Source organism: Streptomyces sp. NPDC002817 (assembly GCF_053592055.1).
Genome location: NZ_JBSFUY010000003.1, coordinates 26585 through 41780, shown reverse-complemented (window position 1 = coordinate 41780; position 15196 = coordinate 26585). Strand labels below are relative to the sequence as shown.

Genomic DNA, 15196 nt, shown 5'->3' with positions numbered 1-15196 from the left:
TCCGGGGGTGAGGGTTCGCCGTCCCGATCCCCCACCCACCCCTGTGCTTCAGCCCGTCCGGCGTTTGAGGACGAGGCCCTTCGGGCCGATGGGGTCCAGGGGGCGGAGCCCCCTGGGGCGGGGTCGAAGGGGCGGCAGCCCCTGGAGGACGGGACGGGTAGGGGCGGCGGGGGCGAGGAATCCGAGGGCGCACCCGAACGACGCCCGCACCCGCCCGCCCACCCGTCCGCCCGCAACCGCGAGATCTTCGATGCGCCCCACCTCAAACCACCGCCCCACCTAGGCTTGATCACATGCCACCGGCCAAGAAGCGCGCCCGCACCTACGACCCCGCGAAGATCCGCACCGCGGTGCTCACCCAGTTCGGGCACGTGCGGCAGGCCGTCGGCACGCTGAGCGAGGAGCAACTCGCGGGCCCCACCCGCCTCGGTGACTGGACCGTCCGCGACCTGGCCGCGCACATCACGATGGCCGTCGACACGATCAGCCGTGCCCTCGACCGCGACGAGCCGGAGAAGCCCGCACTGTCCCTCCTGGAGTGGCCCTCCACCACCGCCCCCCGGGCGGAGGACATCGACGACGGCACCCGCGACCTCGCCGCCGCCCACCCCGACCTCGCCGCCCTGTACGCCGACACCGAGGAACGCTTCGCGCGCAAGCTCGCGCAGACCCCCGGCGACCGCCTCATCGGCAGCCGCACCGGCGCCATGACCCTCGCCGACTACCTGGTCACCCGCACCGTCGAACTCGTCGTCCACACCGACGACCTGAACGCCGCCGTGCCGGGCCTCGACATCCCGTACGACCGCCAGGCCCTGGCCGCCTGCACCCGCCTCCTGGCCGACGCCCTCGCCGCGAAGGCCCCCGGCGGCTCGACCGAGGTGCGGATCCCGCCCTACGCCGTCGTGCAGTGCGTCGAGGGGCTCCGGCACACCCGCGGTACCCCGCCCAACGTCGTCGAGACCGACCCGCTGACCTGGATCCGGCTCGCGACCGGACGGGTGGCGTGGCAGGAGGCGATCGAGGACGCGAAGGTCAGCGCCAGTGGTGAGCGGGCGGATCTTGGCGGATTGCTGCCCCTGATGGGGTGAACCGGCCGCCGACAAGGAACCGGTCTCCCGCCCCTCCCGTCCCATCGGCATGGACAAACAGCGACTGATCCTCGTGGTCCTGACCGTGCTCCCGCTCGCCGCGGCCTGCGGCACCGACAAGGCGGGCAGCGGTTCGGTCGGCGCCGAGAAACCCGTCACCGGAGTCCACTGGAGCGTCGACAGCGTCACCGTGGACGGCAAGACCCACAAGGCACCCGACGGGGCGAACGTGGAGATGAAGGACGGCAAGGCCGCGGGCAACTACGGCTGCAACCACTTCAACGCCAAGGTCACCACCGCCGAGGACGGCACCATCCGGCTCAGCCACGCCACGACCACCAGGATGGCCTGCGAGAAACCGGTCATGACCTTCGAGCAGACCCTCGCCGACACCATCGTCGGCGGTGCCCTGAAGACCGCCGTCACCGACGACCACCTCACGCTCACCACCGCGAGCGGAGACACAGTGCGACTGACCGAGTCCGCCGAGTCCACCGGCTGAGAGGTGTGCGACACCTCACTCATATATCCGGAGGGCCGTCGATCCACCGCGCTGACCAGCCAAAACGAAAAAACCGCCAAAGCGGTCGCCGCCCGGTGACTCAACAAAGGCACGTATCCCCAATTCGGACCAGTGGTCGACCTCGCCTACACTCGGGAACGTGCCACGTGGTGACGGTCGACTCAATCATGATCTGCTCCCCGGCGAGAAAGGCCCCCAGGACGCTTGCGGCGTCTTCGGAGTCTGGGCCCCGGGTGAAGAGGTCGCCAAGCTCACTTACTTCGGGCTCTACGCCCTCCAGCATCGGGGCCAGGAATCCGCGGGTATCGCGGTCAGCAACGGCTCCCAGATCCTCGTCTTCAAGGACATGGGGCTCGTTTCCCAGGTCTTCGACGAGACCTCTCTCGGTTCGCTCCAGGGTCATATCGCGGTCGGTCACGCCCGCTACTCGACCACCGGCGCCTCCGTCTGGGAGAACGCCCAGCCGACGTTCCGTGCCACCGCGCACGGCTCGATCGCGCTCGGCCACAACGGCAACCTGGTCAACACGGCGCAGCTCGCCGAGATGGTCGCCGACCTCCCCAAGGACACCAACGGCCGCTCGACCCGGGTGGCCGCCACCAACGACACCGACCTGCTCACCGCGCTCCTCGCGGCCCAGGTCGACGACGACGGCAAGCCGCTGACCATCGAGGAAGCCTCCCCGAAGGTCCTCCCGCAGGTCCGCGGCGCCTTCTCCCTCGTCTTCATGAACGAGCACACCCTCTACGCCGCCCGCGACCCGCAGGGCATCCGCCCGCTGGTTCTCGGCCGCCTGGAGCGCGGCTGGGTCGTCGCCTCCGAGGGCGCCGCCCTCGACATCTGCGGCGCGAGCTTCGTCCGTGAGATCGAGCCGGGCGAGTTCATCGCCATCGACGAGAACGGTCTGCGCAGCTCCCGATTCGCGGAAGCGAAGCCCAAGGGCTGTGTCTTCGAGTACGTCTATCTGGCCCGCCCCGACACCGACATCGCCGGCCGCAACGTCTACCTCTCCCGTGTGGAGATGGGCCGCAAGCTGGCGAAGGAAGCCCCGGTCGAGGCCGACCTGGTGATAGCGACTCCGGAGTCCGGCACCCCGGCGGCGATCGGTTACGCGGAAGCGTCCGGAATTCCGTTCGGTGCGGGTCTGGTGAAGAACGCCTATGTCGGGCGTACGTTCATCCAGCCCTCCCAGACGATCCGGCAGCTCGGTATCCGTCTGAAGCTGAACCCGCTGAAGGAAGTCATCAAGGGCAAGCGCCTGGTCGTCGTCGACGACTCGATCGTGCGCGGCAACACCCAGCGGGCGCTGGTGCGGATGCTCCGCGAGGCCGGGGCGGCCGAGGTCCACATCCGGATCTCCTCGCCGCCCGTGAAGTGGCCCTGCTTCTTCGGCATAGATTTCGCGACCCGTGCCGAGCTCATCGCCAACGGCATGACCATCGACGAGATCGGCACCTCGCTGGGCGCCGACTCCCTGGCGTACATCTCCCTCGACGGCATGATCGAGGCGACCACCATCGCCAAGCCGAACCTCTGCCGCGCCTGCTTCGACGGCGAGTACCCGATGGAGCTCCCGGACCCCGAGCTGCTCGGCAAGCAGCTCCTGGAGACCGAGCTGGCCGCCGGCCCGGCAGCCACGGCGGCGGCCGACGCGATCCGTCGTCCGTAAGCCCGTGCTGTGCCTTTTTTTGAATACGTCTGCAGTACGACACGAAAGTTCTCACCGTCATGTCTGAGACAACTGGTGCCAGCTACGCAGCCGCGGGCGTCGACATCGAAGCGGGCGACCGCGCCGTAGAACTCATGAAGGAGTGGGTGAAGAAGACCCAGCGCCCCGAGGTCCTCGGTGGCCTCGGCGGTTTCGCCGGCCTCTTCGACGCCTCCGCCCTCAAGAACTACGAGCGTCCCCTCCTCGCCTCCGCGACCGACGGCGTCGGCACGAAGGTCGACATCGCGCGTCAGCTGGGTGTCTACGACACGATCGGCCATGACCTGGTCGCGATGGTCATGGACGACATCGTGGTGTGCGGTGCCGAGCCGCTGTTCATGACCGACTACATCTGCGTCGGCAAGGTCCACCCCGAGCGGGTCGCCGCGATCGTCAAGGGCATCGCCGAGGGCTGTGTCCTCGCCGGCTGCGCCCTGGTGGGCGGCGAGACGGCCGAGCACCCCGGTCTGCTGGGTCCGGACGACTTCGACGTCGCCGGCGCCGGTACGGGCGTCGTGGAGGCCGACCGGCTGCTGGGCCCGGATCGTATCCGTACGGGTGACGCGGTCATCGCCATGGCGGCGTCCGGTCTTCACTCGAACGGGTACTCGCTCGTCCGCCATGTCCTGCTGAACGAGGCGGGTCTGTCCCTGGACGCCCGGATCGACGAGCTCGGCCGCACCCTCGGCGAGGAGCTCCTGGAGCCCACCAAGATCTACTCGCTGGACTGCCTGGCGCTCACCCGCACCACGGACGTCCACGCGTACAGCCACGTCACGGGAGGCGGTCTCGCGGCCAACCTGGCCCGCGTGATCCCGGACGAGCTGCACGCGATCGTGGACCGCTCCACCTGGACCCCGGCCCCGATCTTCGACCTCGTCGGCAGGACGGGTCAGGTCGAGCGCCTGGAGCTGGAGAAGACCCTCAACATGGGCGTCGGCATGATCGCCGTCGTCCCCGAGGAGTCGGCCGACGTGGCCCTGAGGACACTGGCCGACCGCGGGGTCGAGGCCTGGGTCGCGGGCGAGATCACGGACCGCGGTGACCACACCACGGGTGCGGAACTGGTCGGCACGTACTCGATCTAGAGCGCCGCGTAAGACGGCCTGACGGCAGCGCAAAACCCGGTCCGGTGGTGTGGACCACATCGGACCGGGTGAAGCACAGCTGGAGCGTCAAGCGCCGCGGCGTTGAGACGTGGGACCGGACTCGTCGTCCTCGTCCTCATCGTCGTCGTTATAGAGATCCGCGTACTGGGAGTACGGGTCGTCTTCTTCGTCTTCGTCGTCCTCGAACGGCTCGCCATTCGGCGGCTGGTTCGAAGTCGAAGCGCCCAGCTCATTGGCCAGACGCGACAGGTCAGTCCCGCCGCTGCTGTACTTCAGCTGGCGGGCGACCTTCGTCTGCTTGGCCTTTGCCCGGCCGCGCCCCATGGCTCGACCCCCTCGGATACGGGGCTCGGTGGCCCCAGAGTCTTGACACGCGTTCATGATCTGGAACGGGCTCTCCGCAGAGAGACCGGTCCGTAGGGCTTCCACGGTACCTGAGCCCACGCCCGTACGGTACGTCGCCCGCACTACGCGCCTGGACCCACAACCCTCAGGGTGCCCTTTCCCTGCTGGTCAACCGCGATTTTAACCACTTCTCGACGGCCGACCCGCCGACGAACGTGAGAGTTCTCTCTAAGTGCCCGTCGGCGGGTACCGGCCGTGCCGCTGCAACGGCGTGTCCAGTACGACGATCAGCGCGCCCTGCGGGCCACCGCCGCCTCGTGCATCCGCTGTTCGGCGATCCGGTCGGCCGCGGCGGCCGGCGGGATTCCATCCGCCTTCGCACGTGCGAATATGGCGAGCGTGGTGTCGTAGATCCTCGCCGCCTTCGCCTTGCACCGCTCGAAGTCGAAGCCGTGCAGCTCGTCGGCGACCTGGATGACCCCGCCGGCGTTCACCACGTAGTCCGGCGCGTAGAGGATCCCGCGGTCGGCGAGGTCCTTCTCCACGCCCGGGTGGGCGAGCTGGTTGTTGGCGGCGCCGCAGACCACCTTGGCGGTCAGCGCGGGGACGGTGTCGTCGTTGAGGGCGCCGCCGAGCGCGCAGGGGGCGTAGATGTCGAGCCCCTCGGCGCGGATCAGGGTCGCGGTGTCGGCGACGGCCGTCACACCCGTCGGATGCGCGGCGAGGATCCGCCCCACGGCCTCCTCGCGGACGTCCGTGACGACGACCTCGGCGCCCTCGGCCCGCAGGTGCTCCACCAGGTGGTGGCCGACCTTGCCGACGCCCGCGATGCCGACCTTCCGCCCGGCCAGCGAGGGGCTGCCCCACAGATGCCGGGCGGAGGCGCGCATGCCCTGGTAGACGCCGAAGGACGTCAGCACGGAGGAGTCGCCGGCGCCGCCGTTCTCGGGGGAACGTCCGGTCGTCCAGCGGCACTCGCGCGCCACGACGTCCATGTCGGCCACATACGTACCGACGTCGCAGGCGGTGACGTAGCGGCCACCGAGCGAGGCCACGAACCGGCCGTAGGCGAGCAGCAGCGCGGTCTTCTGAGGGGGCTCGATCGAGTCCGGGTCGCCGATGATCACGGCTTTGCCACCGCCGTGGTCCAGGCCGGCCATGGCGTTCTTGTACGACATCCCGCGCGCGAGGTTCAGGGCGTCGGCGACGGCCTCCTCCTCGGTCGCGTACGGGTAGAAGCGCGTGCCGCCGAGCGCGGGGCCCAGCGCGGTGGAGTGGATGGCGATGACGGCCTTGAGGCCGCTGGCACGGTCCTGGCAGAGCACGACTTGCTCATGACCGCCCTGGTCCGAGTGGAACAGGGTGTGCAGGACGCCGGCTGATACGTCGGTCACTGTGGTGACTCCTGGGTAAAGAGCGGCGGTTGGGACCAGCTCCCGTAAGGGTGGCGGGCGCTGTGAGCATGAGATTAGAGCCTGGGTGCCGCTGCCCACGGCGCCGTGCTCAGGATCACCTACCGGCGGAGTACCCCCGTGCGACGATTTGCATAGATTTCCCGCCCGTTTGTGAGCGGGTTCCGCAGGTTTTCCTGGCAGTGGGCGGGGGAGGGAGCAGGCGTGCCCAAGGTGTCCTCGGTGGTCGTCCCGTACGCGACCTATCTCCGCGTGTACGAGCCGCTGGCCGCCTTCCCGGAGCCGGAACGCGGCCACTGGATGCGCTACGCCCGCCGCCCCGACCGCCCCTCGTACCAGGACGAACTGCGCCGCTCCCTGGCCGACTTGCTGCCCACCCCGCCGATCCCGGTGCCGGTGCACGAGAGCGCCGACGCGTTCGTGCTGGACGTGGACGGGGTGGTCTGCGTCTGTCCCTGGCGGACCCGGCTGCGCGGCTGGCAGGCGCTCCAGGAGCTGCCGGAGGAGCTGCCGAAGCCGGTCCTGGACGCTGTGCTGCCGGAGGTCGTACGGCGCCAGGCGGCCCAGGACTACGAGCGCTGGCTGGTCCGCAACCCCGACGCCCGGCCCTGGATCCGCACCTCGACCTGGCAGGTGCCGCTGCACTGGTTCGTGCTGGTGGCCGACGAGGAGCGGTCCTTCGACAAGGGTTCGGGCGAGATCCCGCCGACGCTGCGCTACCGGACGCCGATGGTGCAGGCCCGGCGGCGGGTGGCGCGGGCCCTGCGGACCCTGAAGGACACCGTCGACGAGGGACCGCTGACCGACGGCCTGGTGGACGTGGGGCGTTGGCTGGAGGAGTTCCACCCGCGCTCGCACGTCGAACTGGACTACGGCGGTCTGGTGCACACCCTGCCGCCCGGCGAGCTCGAGGACGACCACTCTGCGGCCGACGTGGCCGCGGGCATCGAGGCCTTGCGGCTCGGCGACGGGGCGGCCGCGGGGGAGGCGTACGCGCGGCTCGTGGAGCGGTGGCGTTCGGTCCGGGACCGGCGGTCCGCGAACTAGGTGTTCCGTGAACTGAGTGTGCCCTGGGTCACTTTGGTCACGAACTGGCGTTTGACCTGACGCCCGTTTTGGGGTTTCGTCCTCGGTCAAGGTGTCACCAAGTTTCCCCTGATGCTCCGCCAACAAGGGACGTAGGTCCCGATCCGGGCGTACGCCTCACTGTGTGTCAAGCGTGACGGACCGCACGTACCCGGCTCTTGCATCTCTTCCCCCTCCTCATGCCAAAATAGGACAAGGGGCCCGGGGGAGGTTCCGCTTTGGGGGGTCTGGTGACTCCTGATCGCTCTGTGACTGATCGTCACAGTGGCGTGACTGTCCGCTATGGCATGGTCCATCGGTCTCTGTCGCCGATGAACACCTGGGGGGCAATTCCATCGGTTTGGCCGACGCGGCTGGACAGATGGTGTAGTTGTAGTGCCGAGGACAAGCCGTTCGTCCTATAACCGACTCGACTCGCGTCCGCCATTTCGGGCAACGCGGGTCAAGGTGCAGAATTTAGAGGAAAGAACCGAGAAGGTTCGGTTCTCCCGAGGAGGCCGCTCATGACCGCTCGCACCCCTGATGCCGAGCCGCTGCTGACCCCGGCTGAGGTCGCCACGATGTTCCGCGTCGACCCGAAGACGGTCACGCGGTGGGCGAAGGCTGGGAAGCTCACGTCCATTCGTACGCTCGGCGGGCACCGCCGCTACCGCGAGGCGGAGGTCCGCGCACTGCTCGCGGGCATCCCCCAGCAGCGCAGCGAGGCCTGAACCAACTGAATAGCGGACAAACCGGCAGGTCCCCCAACGTGCCGAGGCGTCCGCGACCAAGCTCCAAGCGACGCGGGTACTGCCCCAACAGAACCCACGCCCAAGCTCATCCCAGAACATCACAGGGTGCGTCGTCGATCGCGCTGGACTCCGCCGAGTCCAGCGCGATCTTTTTTGTGCGCTTCACGTGTGGGATGTGGGCCGGCACGCGGCGCTGTGAGCGGGCTTGTCGGAGTCTGGGGAGGGGTGTCGGATCTCCTGTGGACGGCTTCCGACGTACCGACTGGTCGGCCCTACGGGCTGGTGCAATTGCACATATTAAATTGACCAGTTGTAGGTGAGGTGTAAGTACCGCGGTTTCAGAAACTCATGCGGTGACACCCGTCACATGCCAGGGTCCTTGTTGCCTCTGGCGCATGTGCGCTAGAGGAGGCACGCGTTCCACCGCCCCACGTCCGTACGGTCGTTGGGGCCGCCGGTGGTCACGCGGGCGAGGGGCTTTCGTCCTCGGCGACCTCTCCGTCGGCCTCGTCGGCCCGCGGGGCGGAGTCCATGGCGAGCCGCAGCAGCTGATGGCAGATCGGGCAGTGCCGCGTCAGATGGCGGCGATAGGAGGTAGCGGCCGATGACAGATGCGCACGGAGCAACGCCCGCGTCTCGTGCCTGGCCGAAGCCGCCATACGCCACCTCCAGAGGCTGCACGGGGAACTAGCCCTGGCTTCTGGAGTACCGAGCGAATGTGACGCCGTCAAGACGGCGCAGACGGCATGGAACGCAAAAGAGCCCGGATCCGAAGATCCGGGCTCTCTGTTGCGGTCCTGACGGGATTTGAACCCGCGGCCTCCACCTTGACAGGGTGGCGAGCACTCCAAGCTGCTCCACAGGACCAGGTTTTGCGGCGCTTATTGCTGCGTTGCGCTGCGAGAAGGACTGTACAGGAGGGTGAGCCCCGTGCGCGAACTCACCCAGCGTGCGGGGGTGGTTACGGGACGGCGGCGTCGATCGCCTTCACGATCCGCTTGTCCGAGACGGGGTACGCCGTGCCCAGCGCGTGGGCGAAGTAGCTGACCCGGAGCTCCTCGATCATCCAGCGGATGTCCAGCACGGAGGAGGGGACCGGGCGGCCCTGGGGCATCTGCTCCAGGAGCCAGGCGTACTCGTCCTGCATCTCGTGGACCTTCTCCATGCGCGTGGTGTCCCGCTGGACACTCGTCGGCATCTGCTGGAGGCGCCGGTCCGCGGCGACCAGGTAGCGCATCAGGTCCGCCAGACGACGCAGCCCCGTCTCCGTCACGAAGCCCGGCTTCACGAGGGCGTCCAGCTGCTTGCGTACGTCCTGGAGGTTCGCCAGCAGCGCGGGGCTGCGTACGGCCTTCAGACGGCGCTCACAGGCCTGCCAGGCGGCAAGGACCTGCTGCACCTGGCCCACCGTACGGACCGTCGTGTCGACGATCTCGGCACGCACCTTGTCGTAGAGCTTCCGGTACGACTCCTCGTCCCACGCCGGCCCCCCGAAGTCGGCGATCAGCCGGTCCGCCGCCGCCATCGCGCAGTCGTCGAACAGGCCCTGGATGGAGCCGTGCGGGTTCGCCGAGAGCGCCAGCTTCTGCGGGTTCGTCAGCTTCTCCGACGCGAACTTCGCCGGGTTCACCGGGATGTTGCGCAGGATCAGCCGCCGCGTGCCCTTCCACATCGCCTCCGCCTGCTCCGCCTCCGTGTCGAAGAGGCGTACGGAGACCGTGTCGCCGTCGTCCACCAGCGCCGGGTACGCCTTCACCGGCTGGCCGGCGCGGCGGGTCTCGAAGACGCGGGTGAGGGAGCCGATGGTCCAGTCGGTCAGGCCCTTGCGCTCCAGGGACTCGCCGCCCTGGCGTTCCGCCGTCGCCGCGGCCGCCTGCGAGAGGGCCTGGCGCGCCTTCGGCTTCAGCTGGAGCTTCAGCGCCTCCAGGTTCTTGTCCTCGGCGAGATTGCGGCGCCGCTCGTCGACGATCCGGAAGGTGATGCGGAGATGGTCCGGGACCTTCGACCAGTCGAAGTCCTCGGCGTCGAAGGGCACCCCGACCATCCGCTTGAGCTCACGGGCCATGGTGAGGGTCAGCGGCTCCTGGAGGGGGACCGCCGCGGCAAGGAAGCGCTGCGCGAAGTTCGGCGCCGGTACGTAGTTGCGGCGGATCGGCTTGGGGAGGGAACGGATCAGCTCCGTCACCACCTCTTCGCGCAGCCCCGGGATCTGCCAGTCGAAGCCCTCGTCCGTGACCTGGTTGAGCACCTGGAGCGGGATGTGGACCGTCACACCGTCCGCGTCCGCACCCGGCTCGAACTGGTACGTCACACGGAACTTCAGTTGCCCCTGCCGCCACGAGTCCGGATAGTCGTCCTTGGTGACCGCCTCCGCCGACTCCCGGATGAGCATCTCCCGCTCGAAGTCCAGGAAGTCCGGCTGCTCATGGCGCTTGTGCTTCCACCAGGAGTCGAAGTGGGCGCCGGAGACGACGTGTTCGGGCACCCGCTGCTCGTAGAAGTCGAAGAGCGTCTCGTCATCGACCACGATGTCCCGGCGCCGCGCCCGGTGCTCCAACTCCTCGACCTCGCTGAGGAGTTTGCGGTTGTCGGCGAAGAACTTGTGGTGCGTTCGCCAGTCGCCCTCGACGAGCGCGTTGCGAATGAAAAGCTCGCGGGACGCCTCCGGGTCGATCCGGCCGTAGTTCACCTTCCGCTGGGCGACGATCGGTACGCCGTACAGCGTGACCTTCTCGTACGCCATCACGGCCGCCTGGTCCTTCTCCCAGTGCGGCTCGGAGTACGTCCGCTTCAGGAGGTGCCCGGCGAGCGGCTCGACCCACTCCGGCTCGATCTTCGCGTTGACGCGGGCCCAGAGCCGGGACGTCTCGACCAGCTCGGCCGACATCACGAACCGCGGCTGCTTCTTGAAGAGCGCCGAGCCGGGGAAGATCGCGAACTTGGCGCTGCGGGCGCCCAGGTACTCGTTCTTGTTGCCGTCCTTCACGTCCTTCATGCCGACGTGCGAGAGCAGACCGGCGAGGAGGGAGACATGGACGCTCTGGTCGGCCGCGTCCTCCTCGTTCAGATGGATGCCCATCTGCTTGGCGACCGTGCGCAGCTGTGTGTAGATGTCCTGCCACTCACGGATGCGCAGGAAGTTCAGGTACTCCTGCTTGCACATCCGGCGGAAGGACGAGGAGCCGCGCTCCTTCTGCTGCTCGCGCACGTACCGCCACAGGTTGAGATAGGCGAGGAAGTCGCTGGTCTCGTCCTTGAAGCGGGCGTGCTGCTGGTCGGCCTGGGTCTGTTTGTCGGCCGGGCGCTCGCGCGGGTCCTGGATGGACAGGGCGGCGGCTATGACCATGACCTCGCGGACACAGCCGTTCTTGTCGGCCTCCAGGACCATGCGGGCCAGGCGCGGGTCGACGGGCAGCTGGGCGAGCTTGCGGCCGGTCTCGGTGAGCCGCTTGCGCGCGTCCTTCTGTGCCGGATCAAGGGCGTTGAGCTCCTGCAGCAGCTGCACGCCGTCGCGGATGTTGCGGTGGTCCGGCGGGTCGATGAAGGGGAACTTCTCGATGTCGCCGAGGCCGGCCGCGGTCATCTGGAGGATGACGGAGGCCAGGTTCGTACGGAGGATCTCCGCGTCCGTGAACTCGGGGCGGCCCTCGAAGTCCTCTTCGGTGTAGAGCCGGATGCAGATGCCGTCGGACGTACGACCGCAGCGGCCCTTGCGCTGGTTGGCGCTGGCCTGCGAGATCGCCTCGATGGGGAGCCGCTGGACCTTGGTGCGGTGGCTGTAGCGGCTGATCCGGGCGAAGCCGGGGTCGATGACGTACTTGATGCCCGGGACGGTCAGCGAGGTCTCGGCGACGTTCGTTGCCAGAACGATCCTGCGCCCGGTGTGCGGCTGGAACACACGATGCTGCTCGGCGTGCGAGAGCCGGGCGTACAGGGGCAGGACCTCGGTGAACCGGTAGTTCTTCCTGTTGAGCGCGTCCGCGGTGTCCCGGATCTCCCGCTCACCGGAGAGGAAGACCAGGATGTCGCCCTTGCCCTCGCCCTGGAGCTCCTCGACGGCATCGCAGATCGCGGTGATCTGGTCGCGGTCGGAGTCTTCGGAGTCCTCTTCGAGGAGGGGGCGGTAGCGGACCTCGACGGGATACGTCCGGCCGCTGACCTCGACGATCGGCGCCTCACCGAAGTGCCGGGAGAACCGCTCGGGATCGATGGTCGCCGAGGTGATGACGACCTTCAGATCCGGCCGCTTCGGCAGCAGCTGCGCGAGATAGCCCAGCAGGAAGTCGATGTTGAGGGACCGCTCGTGGGCCTCGTCGATGATGATCGTGTCGTAGGCGAGCAGCTCGCGGTCGGTCTGGATCTCGGCGAGCAGGATGCCGTCCGTCATCAGCTTGACGAAGGTGCCGTCCTGGTTCACCTGGTCGGTGAACCGCACCTTCCAGCCGACGGCCTCACCGAGCGGAGTGTCCAGCTCCTCGGCGACCCGCTCGGCCACGGTCCGCGCGGCGATACGACGGGGCTGCGTGTGCCCGATCATGCCGCGGACGCCACGGCCCAGCTCCAGACAGATCTTCGGGATCTGGGTCGTCTTGCCCGACCCGGTCTCACCCGCGACGATCACGACCTGGTGATCACGGATGGCGTCCGCGATCTCGGCCTTCTTCTGGCTGACGGGCAGCTGCTCGGGATAGCTGACGGCGGGCACACGTCCGCGCCGCTTGGCCATCCGCTCCTCGGCCCTGACGACCTCGCCCTCGATCTCGGCGAGCACGGCGGACCGTGCCTCGGGCTTGCGGATCTTGCGCGCGCCTTCGAGCCTGCGCCCGAGTCGCTGCGCGTCGCGCAGGGAGAGCTCGGTCAGGCGAGGGGCGATTGTGCCGAGGGCCGGGGCACCGGGGGCAGGATGCGTAGACATACGCGATCCAGGATCTCATCCCGCACAAAGAAGGGGCGAACCCTTTTGGGCACGCCCCCTCTCGCACTCCCGTGTGCGTCACCGCACGTCGACGTGGTCCTCCGTGCCGCTGCCCACGAAGTGCTTGCTGCCGGGGTACCGGAAGACGGGCACCCAGGTGCCGTCCTGCTGGGCCTTGAAGGCTCCTGGAGCACGCCCTTCACGGTGATCGTCGCGGTGACCTCGGCGGTCGTGGTGCGCTGGACGAAGGGGCGCTCTCTGTGAACGACGAAACCCCCTCCGGTTGCCCTGGAGGGGGTTTCGTACTGAGTGGCTGGGGCCGGGGTCGAACCGGCGACCTATCGCTTTTCAGGCGATCGCTCGTACCAACTGAGCTACCCAGCCACGAGGTTTCCGAGGAAACCTCAGCGGTCCTGACGGGATTTGAACCCGCGGCCTCCACCTTGACAGGGTGGCGAGCACTCCAAACTGCTCCACAGGACCTGGCTTTGTGTGCGAACAGTGTCGCACACGGTGTTGCGTGCCCCCAACGGGATTCGAACCCGTGCTACCGCCTTGAAAGGGCGGCGTCCTAGGCCGCTAGACGATGAGGGCTATCGGCCCGCCTTGCGCTTCTCAGCGCGTCGGGGACGTGAGAAGCATATGGGATGCCGGGAGGTATCGCCAAAACGGTTTACGGAGCGCTGTCGGACGGGGTGGGGGACGGCGTCGGGGCGGGGCTGGGGGTGGGGCTCGGGGTGGGAGTCGCGCCCGGCAGGTTCTCCTCCGGCAGGTGACGGCTGACCTCGGCCGTCGTCAGGCCGAGCCCGCCGAGTCTGATCTCGTCCCAGGCCTGCAGGCGCCGGGAGTCGCGGTCGAAGTAGAGGATCGAGGCCTCGATCGGGTCCGGGTACTTCCCCTCCACCGCACGCAGCCCGCTGCCGCCGGTGGAGCCCTCGACGCGCAGCCGGGTGCCGTTGCGCAGGACCTCCATCTCCTGGTGGTGCAGATGACCGGAGAGCACCAGCGGCACCGAGCCGTCGACCTCCCGCGCGGCCGACGGCTCGTGCACGACGGCGACGTCCACGGGCTTTCCGGCGGTCGTCCAGTCGCGCAGCGCGGCGGCGAGACGGGCGCCCGCGGCCTCCTGGGTCTCCTCGGCGCCGGGACCCTCGCTGCGGTCGGGGGTGAACTGCGGGTCGCCGATGCCGGCGAAGCGCAGGCCGGCGACGCTCTGGGCGCGCCCGTCGTCGAGGACGTGCACGTTCTTCAGACCCTCCATGTAGCGCTGGGTGACACCGGAGTCGTGGTTGCCGCGCACCCACACGTACGGCGCCCCGAGGTCCTCGATGGGGTCCAGGAAGCCGTTCTCGGCGGCCGTGCCGTGGTCCATGGTGTCGCCGGAGTCGACGATGACGTTCACCTGGTACTGCTCCACCAGCGAGGCGACGATCTTCCAGCTGGCCGGGTTCAGATGGATGTCCGAGACGTGCAGGACCCGGATGGTGGTGGGGTCCGGCTGGAAGGCGGGGAGCGTGGAGGTGACGTCGTACAGCTTCGTCACGTTGGTGACGAGGCGCGCCAACTCCTGCTGGTAGACGTCGAATTCGGTGACGATGTTGCGCGCGTTGCCGACCAGGGACGGGGCCGAGGAGAGCAGTCCGGAGAACTTCGGCTCCAGGACGGAGTCGGGGTTCCAGGTGGCGTACGCCGTCCCGCCGGACGCGGCGAGCAGGCCGAGGGCGAGGCCGCCGGCGGCGAGGGCGCGGCGGGGGCGCCGGTAGACGGCGAGGCCGAGGGCGGTGGCACCCACGACGACGGCGACGCAGGACCGTACGGCCAGGTCGAGGGTGCCGTGCTCGACGTCCTCGGTGACCTCGTCCTGGAGCCCGGAGAGGCGTTCGGGGTGGTCGACCAGGGCCTGGGAGCGGACCGGGTCGAGCTGGTCGACGTTGACGTCCAGACGGACGGGGGCGTGGTGGCTGTCCAGCTGGAGGGCGCCCAGCGGGGAGACGTTGATCTTCGTGCCGCCGGTGAAGGACGGGCGCAGGGTCATCGTCGTGTTCATGGGGCCCACGGGGGTGCGGACATTGCCGACGATCAGCAGGCCCAGCCACGCCCCGAGCAGCACGACGGCCACCAGCCCGACGGCCCGGCCCCACGGGTGCGGCTGGTGGACGAGTTCGAGTGTCGGCAGGGGGCGGCGGGTGCGGTAGTGCCGGGCGAGGGTGCGCGGTGAGCGGCGTAGGCGGACCAGGACGTTCAGGACTGCGGCGGGGACGCGGGCCATTGGTCCC

Annotated in this window: 11 protein-coding genes and 4 tRNA genes; 6 read left to right on the top strand and 9 right to left on the bottom strand. The window is 68.7% G+C overall.

Annotated elements, in window-relative coordinates; genetic code table 11:
• Positions 1–293 precede the first annotated feature (293 nt).
• From ACWD3I_RS06115 to purM, 4 genes are all read left to right on the top strand, one after another.
• Positions 294–1091: a maleylpyruvate isomerase family mycothiol-dependent enzyme gene (locus tag ACWD3I_RS06115; protein WP_365408924.1), complete on the top strand. Its 798-nt coding sequence runs from the start codon at positions 294–296 to the stop codon at positions 1089–1091.
• A gap of 49 nt (positions 1092–1140) precedes the next feature.
• Positions 1141–1593 carry an META domain-containing protein gene (locus tag ACWD3I_RS06110; RefSeq protein ID WP_365408927.1) on the top strand — a complete coding sequence of 151 codons (453 nt, stop codon included), beginning with the start codon at positions 1141–1143 and terminating at the stop codon, positions 1591–1593.
• A gap of 160 nt (positions 1594–1753) precedes the next feature.
• Positions 1754–3283: an amidophosphoribosyltransferase gene (gene purF, locus ACWD3I_RS06105; RefSeq protein WP_266890411.1), complete on the top strand. Its 1530-nt coding sequence runs from the start codon at positions 1754–1756 to the stop codon at positions 3281–3283.
• A 59-nt stretch (positions 3284–3342) separates the two neighbouring features.
• Positions 3343–4410 carry a phosphoribosylformylglycinamidine cyclo-ligase gene (gene purM, locus ACWD3I_RS06100; RefSeq protein WP_365408930.1) on the top strand — a complete coding sequence of 356 codons (1068 nt, stop codon included), beginning with the start codon at positions 3343–3345 and terminating at the stop codon, positions 4408–4410.
• A gap of 87 nt (positions 4411–4497) precedes the next feature.
• Here the strand turns inward: purM and ACWD3I_RS06095 are convergent, their stop codons facing one another.
• Both ACWD3I_RS06095 and ACWD3I_RS06090 read right to left on the bottom strand, forming a co-directional pair.
• Positions 4498–4755, bottom strand: coding sequence for a DUF3073 domain-containing protein (locus ACWD3I_RS06095; RefSeq protein ID WP_365408933.1), 258 nt, complete (start codon positions 4753–4755; stop codon positions 4498–4500).
• Between the two features lie 308 nt (positions 4756–5063).
• The gene (locus tag ACWD3I_RS06090; RefSeq protein WP_365408936.1) at positions 5064–6170 is read right to left on the bottom strand and encodes a Leu/Phe/Val dehydrogenase; all 1107 of its coding nucleotides are present in this window, start codon (positions 6168–6170) and stop codon (positions 5064–5066) included.
• Between the two features lie 222 nt (positions 6171–6392).
• Here ACWD3I_RS06090 and ACWD3I_RS06085 point away from each other — a divergent pair, with 222 nt between their 5' ends.
• Together ACWD3I_RS06085 and bldC are read left to right on the top strand one after the other, a co-directional pair.
• Positions 6393–7235, top strand: coding sequence for a hypothetical protein (locus ACWD3I_RS06085; protein WP_365408939.1), 843 nt, complete (start codon positions 6393–6395; stop codon positions 7233–7235).
• Between the two features lie 542 nt (positions 7236–7777).
• On the top strand, positions 7778–7984 hold the full coding sequence (bldC, locus tag ACWD3I_RS06080; RefSeq protein ID WP_003949541.1) for a developmental transcriptional regulator BldC: 207 nt from the start codon (positions 7778–7780) through the stop codon (positions 7982–7984).
• Between the two features lie 482 nt (positions 7985–8466).
• Here bldC and ACWD3I_RS06075 read toward each other — a convergent pair whose 3' ends face one another.
• The 7 genes from ACWD3I_RS06075 to ACWD3I_RS06045 form a co-directional block, all read right to left on the bottom strand.
• Positions 8467–8664: a DUF6274 family protein gene (locus tag ACWD3I_RS06075; RefSeq protein ID WP_365408943.1), complete on the bottom strand. Its 198-nt coding sequence runs from the start codon at positions 8662–8664 to the stop codon at positions 8467–8469.
• Between the two features lie 133 nt (positions 8665–8797).
• Positions 8798–8872, bottom strand: a tRNA-Asp gene (locus ACWD3I_RS06070).
• Between the two features lie 94 nt (positions 8873–8966).
• Positions 8967–12920 carry an ATP-dependent RNA helicase HrpA gene (hrpA, locus tag ACWD3I_RS06065; RefSeq protein WP_365408946.1) on the bottom strand — a complete coding sequence of 1318 codons (3954 nt, stop codon included), beginning with the start codon at positions 12918–12920 and terminating at the stop codon, positions 8967–8969.
• Between the two features lie 310 nt (positions 12921–13230).
• Positions 13231–13304: transfer RNA gene (locus ACWD3I_RS06060), tRNA-Phe, on the bottom strand.
• Between the two features lie 24 nt (positions 13305–13328).
• A tRNA-Asp gene (locus ACWD3I_RS06055) sits at positions 13329–13403 on the bottom strand.
• Between the two features lie 38 nt (positions 13404–13441).
• Positions 13442–13514, bottom strand: a tRNA-Glu gene (locus ACWD3I_RS06050).
• A gap of 79 nt (positions 13515–13593) precedes the next feature.
• Entirely contained in the window at positions 13594–15189 is a 1596-nt protein-coding gene (locus ACWD3I_RS06045) for a metallophosphoesterase family protein (protein WP_365408949.1), read from the bottom strand.
• Positions 15190–15196: the final 7 nt, after the last annotated feature.

Bases quoted from the DNA above. Each gene is read 5' to 3' on its own strand.
- bldC (WP_003949541.1), top strand. From the start codon at position 7,778: ATGACCGCTCGCACCCCTGATGCCGAGCCGCTGCTGACCCCGGCTGAG.
- ACWD3I_RS06095 (WP_365408933.1), bottom strand. From the start codon at position 4,755: ATGGGGCGCGGCCGGGCAAAGGCCAAGCAGACGAAGGTCGCCCGCCAG.
- purM (WP_365408930.1), top strand. From the start codon at position 3,343: ATGTCTGAGACAACTGGTGCCAGCTACGCAGCCGCGGGCGTCGACATC.
- ACWD3I_RS06110 (WP_365408927.1), top strand. From the start codon at position 1,141: ATGGACAAACAGCGACTGATCCTCGTGGTCCTGACCGTGCTCCCGCTC.
- hrpA (WP_365408946.1), bottom strand. From the start codon at position 12,920: ATGTCTACGCATCCTGCCCCCGGTGCCCCGGCCCTCGGCACAATCGCC.
- ACWD3I_RS06075 (WP_365408943.1), bottom strand. From the start codon at position 8,664: ATGGCGGCTTCGGCCAGGCACGAGACGCGGGCGTTGCTCCGTGCGCAT.
- ACWD3I_RS06115 (WP_365408924.1), top strand. From the start codon at position 294: ATGCCACCGGCCAAGAAGCGCGCCCGCACCTACGACCCCGCGAAGATC.
- ACWD3I_RS06045 (WP_365408949.1), bottom strand. From the start codon at position 15,189: ATGGCCCGCGTCCCCGCCGCAGTCCTGAACGTCCTGGTCCGCCTACGC.